Genomic DNA, 13,014 nt, shown 5'->3' with positions numbered 1-13,014 from the left:
CCGCCCACGACCGGGCATCAGACAGTTCCCCACCCATGACCAGACCAACGAACCACCTGCCCAACCGTCACGACAAAGACCGTTGCAGTACTAGCCCTCGGCTGGCCACGCTTCACCTCCGACCGCGGCCGGGTGGGGGCTCCTCGCGCAGTTCCCCGCGCCCCTGGGGGGATACGCCCAGGCGGCGTCGGAAGGCACCGGTCACTTGAGACCAAGGGCTCACCCACGCCCTCAAGGGGCGCGGGGAACTGCGCGACAAGCCACGACGCACCCGCACCCGGCAACGAAACCCACCCCCTACGGCGCACCCCCGAAAGACGGGTGCGTTCCGGCGCCGCCCCTGCGCATGCCCCAGGGGCGCGGGGAACTGCGCGACAAGCCACACCGCACCCGCACCCGGCAACGCACCCCCAGCCCCCTACGGCGCGTCCCCGAAGTGCTGCCTCAGCAGCGCCCCGACCTCCTCCACGTCGCCGGCGATCAACGCGTCCAGCAGCGCAGCGTGCTCGTGCGCGTCGGCGACCAGGTCGGCCGAGCCCCCCACCGGCACGTGCGCACGGCGATGCAGATCACCGGCGACCCGCACCAACTCCCCGTTGCCCGCCAACCCCAGCACCGCCAGATGAAACGCCCGGTCCGCCTCCGCGTACCGGGCCACGCACCCGTCGGACGCACACCGCACCGTCGCCTCGGCCAACGGCCGCAACCGCGCCCACCGCTCCGCCGGCACCGTCCGCGCCAGTCGCAGAATCACCGGCACCTCGACCAGCGCCCGCACCTCCGCCAACTCGGCCAGCTCCCGGGTGTCCCGCGCGAGGACCCGGAACCCGCGGTTGGGGACGACCTCGACCGCGCCCTCCAGGGCCAGCTGCTGCATGGCCTCCCGCACCGGCGTCGCCGACACCCCGAGCCGCTCCCCCAGCACCGGCGCCGAGTACACCTGCCCCGGTCGCAGCTCCCCGCCCACCAGCGCGGAGCGCAACGCGTCGAGCACCTGCCCGCGCACGCTGGAGCGCTGCACCGGGACGCGCGCGCTCGGCTTCACGGGTCCTCCTGGCGGTACGGGCGGTACGGGCGGTACTGGCGGTGCGGTCAAATCCAACGATGTCCGCCCAGCACCATAAACGCACAGGGCGACTGTTCACATCCCAACAAGAATGGTTAAGGTAAGGCTTACCTCGCCTCCGATCCGAAACCGGTGCCCCCATGCTCGTCGCGGACAGCCCCGTCGCCGACGGCTACGCGCGCCTCACCGAGGTCCTGCCCGGACTCGCCGTCACCGAGGTCCGCCCGGGCGACGCGCTGCCGGCCGGGGACGGCTGGACCGGCGCCGCGGAGCTGGCGGCCGGCGGCCCGGCCCTGGAGGCGTTCCTCGCCTGGGACGAGGCCCAGGTGCTGCGCGACTACGGGCAGCGGGCCCGCCCGGACGTCATCGCCAGCTTCGGCCTGCACCGCTACGCCTGGCCGGCCTGCCTCCTGATCACCGTGCCCTGGTTCCTGCACCGCCGGGTCCCCCGCTACCCCACCCCGCACGTCGCCTACGACCGCACCGCGCCCGGCCTCCCCCTGGGCCGGCTGGTCGTCCGCCCCGCCGGCTTCGCCTGCCTGCCCGGCGACCCGGCCGCCGCGCTGCCCGGCGCCCGCGTGGTCCCGGACGAGGACGCGCTGCGCGCCGAAGTGCGGGCCGCGGTCGCCGAGCACCTGGAGCCGGTGCTGGCCGGTTTCGGCCCCCGCATGCGCCGCCGCGGCCGGGCCCTGTGGGGCATGGCGACCGACGAGGTCGTGGAGGGGCTCTGGTACGTCGCCCACCTGCTCGGCGAGCCGGAGCGGGAGCGCGCCCGGCACGAGCTGGAGCTGCTGCTGCCCGGGGCGACGAAGCCGTACGTCGGCGCCGCCGCCTTCCGCGAGCTGACCGGCCCCGACGGCGAGCCGGTGCACACCCGCGACCGGGCGAGCTGCTGCATGTTCTACACCGTGCGCCCCGAGGACACCTGCGCCACCTGTCCGCGCACCTGCGACACGAACCGGGCCGCCCTCCCAGTACGATGATCACGCCCGGCCCCGCCCGGATCACGGCGCCTGAGCACAACTCCCCCACCCGTCACGGGAACTTTCCGCGGAACCACCCGTACGGGTAGTCTTGTTCGAACTCAACTCCCGTCCCTCAAGCGGCAGTTCGAGCAGAAAGCCGCTCAGGGCACCCCCTCGCACCCCCTTGGCGGCAACTTGCCCCGAAACCCCCTGAGGGCCGCCGGGTGTGGGCCACCATGGCGGGCGTTACGCCCTATCCCAATGCAAGGGACCCCTGATGAGATTGACCGACATATCGCTGAACTGGCTGCTTCCGGGCGCCGTGCTGCTCCTGGGCATGCTGGCGGCGGTGGCGGTGCTCGCGCGCGGCAAGCGATCCTCGGGCAAGGACGCGGGCGCGGACGACTCGTGGGAGCGCTCGGAGGAGCGCCGCAGGCGCAAGGAAGCCCTCTACGGCACCGTCTCCTACGTCCTGCTGTTCTGCTGCGCCGCGGTCGCGGCGGCGCTCTCCTTCCACGGCCTGGTCGGCTTCGGCGAGCAGAACCTCGGCCTGAGCGACGGCTGGCAGTACCTGGTGCCGTTCGGCCTGGACGGGGCCGCGATGTTCTGCTCCGTGCTCGCGGTGCGCGAGGCCAGCCACGGTGACGCGGCGCTCGGTTCCCGGATACTCGTGTGGGCCTTCGCCTGCGCGGCGGCCTGGTTCAACTGGGTGCACGCGCCGCGGGGCCTGGGCCACGCGGGCGCCCCGCACTTCTTCGCGGGGATGTCCCTGTCGGCGGCGGTGCTGTTCGACCGCGCGCTGAAGCAGACCCGCCGGGCCGCCCTGCGCGAACAGGGCCTGGTGCCGCGGCCGTTGCCGCAGATCCGCATGGTCCGCTGGATGCGCGCGCCCCGGGAGACCTACCGCGCCTGGTCGCTGATGCTCCTGGAGGGCGTGCGCAGCCTTGACGAGGCGGTCGACGAGGTGCGCGACGACCGGCGGCAGAAGGAGGAGGACCGTCAGCGCAGGCGCGAGCACGAGCGCCTGGAGCGGGCCCAGTTGAAGGCCATCAGCCGGGGCCACGGGCAGCGCGGGTTGCCCGGCCGCGGCCGTCGGCCCGAGGTGGAGGTGCGTCTGGAGCGGGAGTCCGAGCCCGCCACCGCAGCGGAGCCCGTCATAGCGTCCACCCCGGAACCGCTGCCCGTACGCCGGCGCCCCTCCCTGCTGGGCGGCGCGGCTGACCCGGTCGCCGTCGACCTCACCGCGGAGGACGACACGCAGGCGCTGCCGCGCCTGGACTCCCTGGAGCGCAAGCTCAAGGACCTGGAGCAGCAGTTCGGCTGAGCGGAGCGGCCGTTCCGCAGGACGTGAAGGGGCGCGACCCGCACCGGGGTCGCGCCCCTTCCCATGTGCCCTACGGGCGAGGGACGTTGCGCAGGTTGGAGCGGGCCATCTGGAGCATCCGGCCCACCCCGCCGTCCAGGACCACCTTCGAGGCGGACAGGGCGAAGCCGGTGACCATGTCGGCCTTGATCTTCGGCGGGATGGACAGGGCGTTGGGGTCGGTGACCACGTCCACCAGTGCCGGACCCTTGTGCTTGAAGGCCGCCTTGAGCGCCCCGGCCAGGTCCTTCGGCTTCTCCACCCGCACCCCGAAGGCCCCGCACGCCTCGGCGACGGCGGCGAAGTCGGGGTTGGTGTTGGCCACACCGTAGGCGGGCAGTCCGCCGACCATCATCTCCAACTCGACCATGCCGAGGGAGGAGTTGTTGAACAGCACGACCTTCACCGGCAGGTCGTACTGGACGAGGGTGAGGAAGTCGCCCATCAGCATGGTGAATCCGCCGTCGCCGGACATCGAGACGACCTGCCGGCTCCGCTCGGTGAACTGGGCGCCGATCGCCATCGGCAGCGCGTTCGCCATCGAGCCGTGGGAGAACGAACCGATCACCCGGCGGCGGCCGTTGGGCGAGATGTAGCGGGCCGCCCAGACGTTGCACATGCCGGTGTCGACGGTGAACACGGCGTCGTCGTCCGCCACTTCGTCGAGCACGGCGGCCACGTACTCGGGGTGGATCGGGACGTGCTTGTCGACCTTGCGGGTGTACGCCTTGACGACCCCCTCCAGGGCGTCGGCGTGCTTCTTGAGCATCTTGTCGAGGAAGCGCCGGTTCTTCTTCTCCTTCACCCGCGGGATCAGGCAGCGCAGCGTCTCCTTCGCGTCGCCCCACACCGCGAGGTCCAGCTTGGTGCGCCGGCCGAGGTGCTCGGGGCGGACGTCGATCTGCGCGATCCGCACGTCGTCCGGGAGGAAGGCGTTGTAGGGGAAGTCGGTGCCGAGGAGGATCAGCAGGTCGCACTCGTGGGTGGCCTCGTAGGCGGCGCCGTAGCCGAGCAGCCCGCTCATGCCGACGTCGTACGGGTTGTCGTACTGGATCCACTCCTTGCCGCGCAGGGCGTGCCCCACCGGGGACTTGATCTTCCCGGCCAGCTCCATGACCTCGGCGTGCGCGCCCGCGGTGCCGGCGCCGCAGAACAGGGTGACCTTGCCGGCGGCGTCGATCATCCGCGCCAGGCGGTCGAGCTCGTCGTCGCCGGGGCGGACCGTCGGCCGGGAGGTGACCAGGGCGGTCTCGGCGGCCTTCTCCGGGGCCTGCTCGGCGGCGACGTCGCCGGGCAGCGCGACGACGCCGACGCCGCCTCGGCCGACGGCGTGCTGGATGGCGGTCTGCACGACGCGCGGCATCTGCTGGGGGCTGGAGATCAGCTCGCAGTAGTGGCTGCACTCCTGGAAGAGGCGGTCGGGGTGGGTCTCCTGGAAGAAGCTGAGCCCGATCTCGCCGGAGGGGATCTGCGAGGCGAGGCCGAGCACCGGGGCGGCGGAGCGGTGGGCGTCGTAGAGGCCGTTGATGAGGTGGAGGTTGCCGGGGCCGCAGGAGCCGGCGCAGGCGGCCAGCGTGCCGGTGATCTGGGCCTCGGCACTGGCGGCGAAGGCGGCGGTCTCCTCGTGCCGCACGTGCACCCAGTCGATGGCGGAGTTGCGGCGCACGGCGTCCACGACCGGGTTGAGGCTGTCGCCGACGACGCCGTAGAGCCGCTTGACGCCGGCGCGGGCGAGGATGTCGACGAACTGTTCCGCGACGTTCTGTTTGGCCATGGCGGTACGTGTGCCCTCTCGCTCGCTGACGATCCCCCGCCTCCATGGAGGCACAGCGAGCCGCGTCACGCCTCCCACACGGCGGCGGCGGTGCGGTCGTCGGCGTAGCCCTTGACCCGGACCCGGCTGTCGGCGAGGAACTCGGCGAGGCCGGGCGGGACCGGGTCCGACCACCGGCGGGCGAGGAGTTCGCCGAACCGGGGCTCCCCGTGCAGCGGCTCGGCGAGGCCCGCGGTGCACAGCAGCAGCACATCACCCGGGCGGGCTACGGAGGCCCGGAACCGGAAGGGCTCGCGGGGTGGCTCCGCGTCCGGGCCGGGCGGCGCGGTGACGGTCAGGTCGAGGGTGAGCCGGTCGCCGTCGGGCGTCTCGCTCGGCACGTCGTTCGGCGCCGACCCGAAGCCCAGCACCGGGGCGCCGGCCACCGCCCCGAGCGGGGGCTCCAGGTCCTGCCAGGCGCCGTCGCGCAGCCGGAGCAGGCCGCCGGGGCCGACGCCGAAGAAGACCCGGGTGCGGCAGTCGGGGTCGGCGGGCAGCAGCAGGCAGCGCAGCCCGGCGGCGTACTCGTCCGGGGCGAGGCCCTCTTCGGCGGCGGTGGCGCGGAGCCGGCCGAGGCTGCGGTCGGTGAGCCGGTGCAGCCCCGACTTGAGGTCGCCGCGCCGGGCGGCCCGCAGGTCCTCGGCGAGCCGGGCGTGGCTGCGGCCCACGGCCCGGCCGATGTGCCGGCACAGCTCGGCGGCGGCGCGGTGCCCGGCGGTGCCGGCCCGGGCACCGGTCGCCATCGCCACCAGGACCAGGGCGTCGGGGCCCGCGCCGAAGCGGGCGGTGAGCAGGGCGTCGCGGCGCGGGTCGCCCCGGTAGCGCGCGGAGTCGCCGCGCTGCGAGACCGCCCGCAGCGTGGCCGACCCGTACCGGGCGCCGTCCAGGACGGTGTCCGCGACCACCCCGTCGAGGCCGTCGGGGTCGGCGGCCGGCAGCGCGGTGGGCTCGGCGTCGTAGGTCGGCGGCCCGTCCCCGACGTGCCCGGGCGCGGCCGGCTGCGCCTGCGAGGCCACGAAGGGCGCCGGCAGCGGCAGGGGCGGCGGCCCGGCGAAGGGCTCCACCAGCCGCCCGTCCCCGGTACCGGCCTCCGTGCGGCCGCGGGGAAGGCGGGGGTCGGGAAGGGGCGGTTCGGAGGGCGGGGGTGGTGGTGCCGCCTGGGGGGCGGGGGGTGGCGGGGGCGCGGCTGGCGTGGCCGGAGCCGACGGGACGGTGGGCGACGGGGGCGCGGCGGGGCCTGAGGTGAGGTCGGGCGACGAAGGCCCCGCCGACCCCGACCGGGTGGCGGGCGACCGGGGCGCGGTCTGCCCTGACGGGGCGGCGGGTGACGGGGGTTCGGCCTGCCCTGACGGGGCGGCGGGTGACGGGGGTTCGGCCTGCCCTGACGGGGCGGCGGGTGACGGGGATCCGGTCCGCCCCGACGGGGCGGCGGGTGACGGGGATCCGGTCCGCCCCGACGGAGCGGCGGACGACCACGGCCCCGCCGCCCCCGGCCGGGCGGCGGACGACGTGGGCGCGTCCGGCTCGGTGCGGGCGGCGGGCGACGGCGGCTCGGGCGAAGGGGTGGGAGAAGAAGGGGCCGGAGAGGGAGGAGCCGGAGAGGAAGGGGCGGCCGGCCCCGTGTGCCGGTCGGCCGGTGCGGTGGGCGGTGTGGGGCGCGTCTGTTCGCCACCGGACGCGGTGGCCTCGGGAGGCCGCCCGCCGGATTCGGGGGCCACGGGCCCGGAGCGCACCGGCCGTTCCCACCACGACATCCGGTCGTCCGGCCGGACGGGCCGCGCCCCAGGGTCCGTCGCGCCCGTCCCTCCCGGGCTCGGCGCGCCGGTCCGCGGGGCCGCGCCCCAGGGTGGTGCCGGGGCGGGGCGGGTGGCGGCCGGTGGCGGCGAGCCGTCGTCGGCGGGTGGTACCGGTGGCCGGTCCGAGAAGGTCACCGGGCCCGTGGCGGCGGGGCCGGGCGGCTCCCGGGGCGCGCGGGGCGCCGGGAGGCCATCGGTCCGGGGCGGAGCGTCGGGCGCTCGGGCCCCAGGTTCCTGACGATCCGGCGCCGGGACGTCCGTCACCGTGCCCGCCGCCGAGGCGTAGCGGTCGTCGAGGGAATCGGGTGCGGGTGCGGGGCCCGTGTCGCCGGTGGAGTCGTACAGCTGCCCCCACCAGTCGTCCGCGGGACCGGGACCGGTGGGCCTTCCCCCTGGCTGGCTCATATCGGTCATTGTCCACGGATGCGGCCCCGGGGAAACGGGGCATCGGAAAATCGCGGACGGACCGGCCGGGCGGTTCCACCCCCCACGGGGGAACCGCCCGGTCAGGCCACCTTGGCAGAGGGACCCGCCCGGCGGGGATGATGTGCCGAGGCGGCTTTGCGCCGTGGCTGTTTCCCGCCACGCGCGGCGCCGCCGGGATCCACGGTCCGATGGGGAGGGGCGACGGTTGATGCTGGGAGTGCTGGGGCTGAAGGACACGCACGAGGCCGCCTACCGGGCGCTGGTGTCCGTGGGCGCGGCCGACGTGCCGGACCTGGCCAGGCGGCTGGCGCTCGGCGAGCGGGACACCGAGCGCGCGCTGCGCCGGCTGGAGCAGAACGGCCTCGCGGCGCAGTCCTCGGCCCGCCCGGGCCGCTGGGTCGCCGCCCCGCCGGCCGTCGCGCTGGGCGCGCTGCTCACCCAGCAGCGGCACGAGCTGGAGAAGGCCGAGCTGGCCGCCGCCCTGCTCGCGGAGGAGTACCGCGCGGCAGCCGCCGAACCGGCGGTGCACGACCTGGTCGAGGTGGTGACCGGGCCCGCGGCCGTCGCGCGCCGCTTCCTGCAGCTCCAGCTCGGCGCCACCCACGAGGTGTGCGCGCTGGTCACCGGCAATCCGATCGCCGTCACCGGCATGGAGAACCACGCCGAGGAGCAGGCCGCCGGGCGCGGCGTGCGCTACCGCGTGGTCGTGGAGCGCGCCGTGCTCGACAGCCCGACCGGCATCACCGAGCTGACCGCCGCGCTCGGCCGCGACGAGGAGGTACGGGTGGTGGACCGGGTGCCGACCAAGCTGGTGGTCGCCGACCGCGCCCTGGCCCTGGTGCCGCTGGCCACCCGGTCGACGGAGCCCTCCGCGCTGGTCGTGCACGCCAGCGGCCTCCTGGAGCTGCTGTCGGGCCTGTTCGAGTCGGTGTGGCGGGAGGCGCTGCCGCTGCGGCTCGGCGCGGGCGGCGTCGCCGAGCAGGAGCCGGACGGCCCCGACGGCACCGACCTGGAGGTGCTGTCCCTGCTGCTGGCCGGCCTGACCGACGCGAGCGTGGCCAAACAGCTCGACCTGGGCCTGCGCACCGTGCAGCGCCGGGTGAAGCGCCTGATGGAGCTGACCGGCGTGACCACCCGGCTCCAGCTGGGCTGGCACGCCTACGAGCGGGGCTGGGTGGCCCGGCGCCGCTGAGCCCCGCCCTGCGGGGTGGGCCGGTCTCCCGCACCCTGGACAGATGGGAGCGTGGGACCTCCTGCTGTCCGGCCTGGTCATCCTGCTCGGGCTGTGCGGGGTGCTGCTGCCCGGCGTGCCCGGATCGTGGCTGGTGTGGGCCGGGGTGCTGTGGTGGGCGCTGAAGGACCCGCGACCGCTGGCCTGGGCGGTGCTGACGGGCGCGACGGTGGTGCTGCTGCTGTCCCTCGCGGTGCGCTGGGCGCTGCCGCCGCGCCGCTTCCGCGCGGACGTCGCCACCCGCCGGGTCGCCCTCTACGCCGGTACCGGCACGGTGCTCGGCTTCGTGCTGATCCCGGTGCTCGGCGCGATCCCCGGCTTCCTGGGCGGCGTCTACCTCGCCGAGCGGCTGCGCCTGGGCCGGCACGGCGAGGCCATGGCCGCCCTGCGCACGGCGATGCGCACGGGCGGCTCCAGCGTCCTCGCGGAGCTGTACGCCTGCCTGCTGATCACCGGCGCGTGGGCCGGCGCGGTGATCGCCGGCTAGCTCCTGCCGGCGGGCAGCACCCCTTCCAGGGCCAGCAGCCGCGTCTTGCGCTCCAGGCCGCCCGCGTAGCCGGTCAGCGAGCCGTCCGCGCCGATCACCCGGTGGCAGGGCCGCAGGATGAGCAGCGGGTTGGCCCCGATCGCGCCGCCGACGGCGCGGACGGCGGGCCGGGAGGCGCCGATGCGGGCGGCGATCTCGCCGTACGTCGTGGTCGCCCCGTACGGCACCGCGTCCAGGGCGTCCCAGACCCGCTGCCGGAAGGGGGTGCCCTCGGCGCGCGTCGGCAGCCGGAAGGCGGTCAGCTCCCCGGCGAAGTAGGCGGCGAGCTGCTCGCCGGCCTCGCGGAAGGGCCCGGCGTCCTGCCGCCAGCCGTCCTGGACGGTACGGCCGCCCTTCTGCCCGGGCACGGACAGGGAGGTCAGCGCGCCGTCGGCGCCGGCGGTGAGGAGCAGCCGCCCGAGGGGGCTGTCGTACTCGGTCCAGTACGTCATGGTGCCGGTCTCGGCGCTCGTGCCGGTCGCGGCGCTCGTGCCGGTCATGTCGCTCGTGCTGGTCATCGGGTCACTCCCACTCTCTCTCCTGCTGCGCGCAGGTGGTTCAGGGCGTACGAGCGCCAGGGGCGCCAGGTGTCGGGGACGGTCTCGCCGGGCGGGCCCACGTCCGGGTCGCCGAGGGCGCGGGTGCGCACGGCGGCGACGGCGCGGGCGTCCAGGCCCGGCACGTCGAGCAGGGCCCGCACGGCCTCGTCGCGGTCGGCGCCCGCGTCGAGGCGTACGGCGCCGGCGGCGAGGGCGGCGGTGAGCGCGCCGAGGGGGCCGTGCGGTTCGGCCTCGGCGAGGACGGCGGGCGCGGGGAAGAGGTGGGTGAGGCTGCCGCAGGGCGTGTCGAGCGCCGTGCCGTACGCCCGCACGAGCCGCTCGGCCTCCGCGCGTCCGGCCACCGCCCGTACCGCCAGCTCGTCCGGGTCGGCGGCGCCCGGCGAGCGCAGCCCGGGGCGGGCGGCGACCAGGGGGGCGAGCCGGGGGTCGGCGCCGAGGCGTTCGTCGACGGCGTACGGGTCGGCGTCCAGGTCGAAGAGGCGCCGCAGCCGCTGCACGGAGGTGGTCAGGTCGCGCAGGTCGGTGAGGTGGAGCCGGGCGTCCAGCCAGCCGCCGCCGCTGCGCGTGGTGCCGGGCCGCTCCTCGACGGCGACGATGCCGGTGCCGTACGGCAGCCGCAGCGTACGCCGGTAAAGGCGCCGCCCGGGGACCCCGCTGACCTCCTCCACCCCCGCCACGGCCTCCGCCTCCAGCAGGTCGAAGACGGGCCCGGCCCGGTACGGCCCCCGGTGGGCGAGCCGCAGCGGGATGCCGGCGGACGGCGTGGCCGCCCGGGCGCCCTCGCGGTCGCGGGCCGGGGCGGCGGCGCGCAGGTCGCTCGGGGTGGCCGCGTACACGGCCCGGACGGTGTCGTTGAACTGCCGCACGCTGGCGAACCCGGCGGCGAAGGCGATCTCGGTCACCGGCAGGCCGGTGGTCTGGAGCAGCACCCGGGCGGTGTGCGCGCGCTGGGCGCGGGCCAGGGCGACCGGCCCGGCGCCCAGTTCGGCGGTGAGCTGGCGCTGCACCTGCCGGGCGCTGTAGCCGAGCCGGGCGGCGAGCCCGGCGACGCCCTCGCGGTCCACGACGCCGTCGCCGATGAGCCGCACGGCCCGGCCGACGGCGTCGGCCCGCACGTTCCACTCCGCCGAGCCCGGCACGGCGTCGGGCCGGCACCGCCGGCAGGCCCGGAACCCGGAGCCCTGCGCGGCGGCGGCCGTGGGGTAGAAGCGCACGTTGCGCCGCTTGGGGGTGACCGCGGGGCAGCTGGGCCGGCAGTAGATGCCGGTGGTCTCGACGGCGAAGAAGAACACGCCGTCGAACCGCCCGTCGCGGCTCCGTACGGCCTCGTACCTGCTGTCTTCGTCCTGCGTCACGTCCATCACGCCTTCCAGTGTGCGCCGCGGGCACACGCACGGCTGGCGGGATTCGGACACGGCGTCCGGGGGCCGGCGGGACCACATCCCACCCGGCCCCCGGGACCGGCTCACCGCAGCCGGCCACCGCCGCCCCGCTTGGCCTCCATGGCCGCCCGCCCCTCCGCCCCGCGCCGCTTCCACTCGCGGCGCAGTTCGGACCGGAGCCGGGCGTCGGTCTTGGCGACGATGTACTGGTTCTCGCGGACCAGCTTGCGGTAGCTCTCCAGGCGGCGGTGGGACAGCTCACCGCTGTCGAGGGCGGCGAGCACCGCGCAGCCGGGCTCGCTGCCGTGGGCGCAGTCGTGGAAGCGGCAGTCCCGGGCCAGCTCCTCGATCTCGGCGAAGACCTGCCCGACCCCGCTCTGGGCGTCGAACAGGCCCACCCCGCGCAGTCCGGGGGTGTCGATCAGCACGCCCCCGCCGGGCATGACGAGCAGGTTGCGGGTCGTGGTGGTGTGCCGCCCCTTGCCGTCGACGTCCCGCACGGCCTGCACCTCCATGGCGTCCGCGCCGAGCAGGGCGTTGGCAAGCGTGGACTTGCCGGCCCCGGACTGCCCGAGCAGCACGGCGGTGCCGCCGGCGACGACGGCGGAGAGCACGTCGAGCCCCTCGCCGAGCGCGGCGCTGACGGGCAGCACCGCGACGCCGGGCGCGCTGGTCTCGACGTCCTGCACGAGATACGCCAGCGTGACCGGGTCGGGCACGAGGTCGGCCTTGGTCAGCACGACCACCGGCTGCGCCCCGGACTCCCAGGAGAGTGCGAGGAACCGCTCGATCCGTCCGAGGTCGAGTTCGGCGGCGAGCGAGACGGCGACGATCGCGTGATCGACGTTGGCGGCGAGGATCTGTCCCTCGGACCGCTTGGAGGAGGTGGAGCGCACGAAGGCGGTACGGCGTGGCAGGTACGTCCGCACGTAGCGCGGGGTGCCGGCGGGCTCGACGGCGACCCAGTCACCGGTGCAGACGACCCGCATGGGGTCGTTGGGGGTGACGAAGGCGGTGTCGGCACGCATCGGCCCGTCCGCGGTGACCACGTCGCACTGCCCGCGGTCGACCCGGACGACACGACCGGGCAGCAGACCCTGCCCGGCGTAGGGGGCGAACTCCGACTCCCAGCCGCCGTCCCAGCCGTAGGCGGCGAGCGGGTACGACGACGTGGAGCCCTGGAGAGAAGAGGAAGACAAGGGGTGACCCTTCACAAGGGTGGCCCCGGCGGTGGGAAGAGGTCGTCAGCCGGCGGCCACGGAGATGGACGTGATGATGAACTTCCGGATGCGGGCAACGCCCATCGCAACGACAGCCATCGGTCGACACCTCCAACACAACTCGTGAGCGGGCGAAGTGGCGCACAGCCACCGCGAACACGTAAGACGATACCCACCCCCGCCGTGGCCGCCACCCCATTTCCGCTGCGAGCAGTGATCCAAAGGCTTTGCCGTCAGCAGCAGGATGGAGACTGCACTCGGAGGCGATGATCGACGCGGGCGGGAACGGCCGGGACCTCACCGAGCACTGACCCTTGCATTCGTCCCGGCCAACCGTCCTGCTGCCTGCTGGGGGGAAGCGCCGTCAACTCGGTGCATGGTCCGCTGGTTGGCGGGCCCCGCAACCCGTCAGCGGTGTGACGATGGGAAACCCGGCGCTCGCAGCACGCGACGGCGAGCGCCGGGTATACGACGAGGGGCAGGGCACCCACGGGCCGGACGGCCAGCACCAGGCGTTCCCCTCCCCGCTCGCGGGCCCGGCAGCCTGAGCCCACCACCGGGTCCTCGGAGTGGACCTAGTACTGCAACGGTCTTTGTCGTGACGGTTGGGCAGGTGGTTCGTTGGTCTGGTCATGGGTGGGGAACTGTCTGATGCCCGGTCGTGGG

Annotated in this window: 10 protein-coding genes; 4 read left to right on the top strand and 6 right to left on the bottom strand. The window is 75.3% G+C overall.

Going from position 1 to position 13,014, the window contains the following annotated elements; translation table 11 throughout:
• Positions 1-418 precede the first annotated feature (418 nt).
• On the bottom strand, positions 419-1,132 hold the full coding sequence (locus tag ACGFZL_RS32040) for a GntR family transcriptional regulator (RefSeq protein ID WP_393697111.1): 714 nt from the start codon (positions 1,130-1,132) through the stop codon (positions 419-421).
• A gap of 74 nt (positions 1,133-1,206) precedes the next feature.
• Between ACGFZL_RS32040 and ACGFZL_RS32035 the strand changes: the two genes are divergently transcribed.
• Positions 1,207-2,049, top strand: coding sequence for a (2Fe-2S)-binding protein (locus ACGFZL_RS32035; RefSeq protein ID WP_393697105.1), 843 nt, complete (start codon positions 1,207-1,209; stop codon positions 2,047-2,049).
• 259 nt (positions 2,050-2,308) lie between these two features.
• Positions 2,309-3,355, top strand: coding sequence for a DUF2637 domain-containing protein (locus tag ACGFZL_RS32030; RefSeq protein WP_355171103.1), 1,047 nt, complete (start codon positions 2,309-2,311; stop codon positions 3,353-3,355).
• Between the two features lie 70 nt (positions 3,356-3,425).
• Here ACGFZL_RS32030 and ACGFZL_RS32025 read toward each other — a convergent pair whose 3' ends face one another.
• Together ACGFZL_RS32025 and ACGFZL_RS32070 are read right to left on the bottom strand one after the other, a co-directional pair.
• On the bottom strand, positions 3,426-5,168 hold the full coding sequence (locus tag ACGFZL_RS32025) for a pyruvate dehydrogenase (RefSeq protein WP_355171101.1): 1,743 nt from the start codon (positions 5,166-5,168) through the stop codon (positions 3,426-3,428).
• A gap of 65 nt (positions 5,169-5,233) precedes the next feature.
• Positions 5,234-6,961, bottom strand: coding sequence for a protein phosphatase 2C domain-containing protein (locus ACGFZL_RS32070; protein WP_407078464.1), 1,728 nt, complete (start codon positions 6,959-6,961; stop codon positions 5,234-5,236).
• A 676-nt stretch (positions 6,962-7,637) separates the two neighbouring features.
• Between ACGFZL_RS32070 and ACGFZL_RS32015 the strand changes: the two genes are divergently transcribed.
• Together ACGFZL_RS32015 and ACGFZL_RS32010 are read left to right on the top strand one after the other, a co-directional pair.
• Positions 7,638-8,621 carry a helix-turn-helix domain-containing protein gene (locus ACGFZL_RS32015; protein WP_393697100.1) on the top strand — a complete coding sequence of 328 codons (984 nt, stop codon included), beginning with the start codon at positions 7,638-7,640 and terminating at the stop codon, positions 8,619-8,621.
• 43 nt (positions 8,622-8,664) lie between these two features.
• On the top strand, positions 8,665-9,147 hold the full coding sequence (locus tag ACGFZL_RS32010; RefSeq protein WP_393697098.1) for a DUF456 domain-containing protein: 483 nt from the start codon (positions 8,665-8,667) through the stop codon (positions 9,145-9,147).
• On the opposite strand, the gene ACGFZL_RS32005 is transcribed toward ACGFZL_RS32010, so the two are convergent.
• The 3 genes from ACGFZL_RS32005 to rsgA form a co-directional block, all read right to left on the bottom strand.
• The gene (locus ACGFZL_RS32005) at positions 9,144-9,686 is read right to left on the bottom strand and encodes a methylated-DNA--[protein]-cysteine S-methyltransferase (protein ID WP_393697109.1); all 543 of its coding nucleotides are present in this window, start codon (positions 9,684-9,686) and stop codon (positions 9,144-9,146) included. The genes ACGFZL_RS32010 and ACGFZL_RS32005 overlap by 4 nt on opposite strands.
• A 14-nt stretch (positions 9,687-9,700) precedes the next feature.
• The gene (locus ACGFZL_RS32000; RefSeq protein WP_393697107.1) at positions 9,701-11,107 is read right to left on the bottom strand and encodes an AlkA N-terminal domain-containing protein; all 1,407 of its coding nucleotides are present in this window, start codon (positions 11,105-11,107) and stop codon (positions 9,701-9,703) included.
• 104 nt (positions 11,108-11,211) lie between these two features.
• On the bottom strand, positions 11,212-12,327 hold the full coding sequence (gene rsgA, locus ACGFZL_RS31995; protein ID WP_393697096.1) for a ribosome small subunit-dependent GTPase A: 1,116 nt from the start codon (positions 12,325-12,327) through the stop codon (positions 11,212-11,214).
• Between the last annotated feature and the right edge of the window lie 687 nt (positions 12,328-13,014).

Origin of the sequence: Streptomyces sp. NPDC048182, assembly GCF_043202555.1 — a bacterium.
Classification (GTDB): Bacteria; Actinomycetota; Actinomycetes; order Streptomycetales; family Streptomycetaceae; genus Streptomyces.
The sequence above is the reverse complement of the archived record's forward strand: the minus strand, read 5'-3'. Positions and strand labels throughout refer to the sequence as shown.

Bases quoted from the DNA above. Each gene is read 5' to 3' on its own strand.
- ACGFZL_RS32035 (WP_393697105.1), top strand. From the start codon at position 1,207: ATGCTCGTCGCGGACAGCCCCGTCGCCGACGGCTACGCGCGCCTCACC.
- ACGFZL_RS32030 (WP_355171103.1), top strand. From the start codon at position 2,309: ATGAGATTGACCGACATATCGCTGAACTGGCTGCTTCCGGGCGCCGTG.
- ACGFZL_RS32025 (WP_355171101.1), bottom strand. From the start codon at position 5,168: ATGGCCAAACAGAACGTCGCGGAACAGTTCGTCGACATCCTCGCCCGC.
- ACGFZL_RS32070 (WP_407078464.1), bottom strand. From the start codon at position 6,961: ATGTCGTGGTGGGAACGGCCGGTGCGCTCCGGGCCCGTGGCCCCCGAA.
- ACGFZL_RS32015 (WP_393697100.1), top strand. From the start codon at position 7,638: ATGCTGGGAGTGCTGGGGCTGAAGGACACGCACGAGGCCGCCTACCGG.
- ACGFZL_RS32010 (WP_393697098.1), top strand. From the start codon at position 8,665: ATGGGAGCGTGGGACCTCCTGCTGTCCGGCCTGGTCATCCTGCTCGGG.
- ACGFZL_RS32005 (WP_393697109.1), bottom strand. From the start codon at position 9,686: ATGACCGGCACGAGCGCCGCGACCGGCACGAGCGCCGAGACCGGCACC.
- ACGFZL_RS32000 (WP_393697107.1), bottom strand. From the start codon at position 11,107: ATGGACGTGACGCAGGACGAAGACAGCAGGTACGAGGCCGTACGGAGC.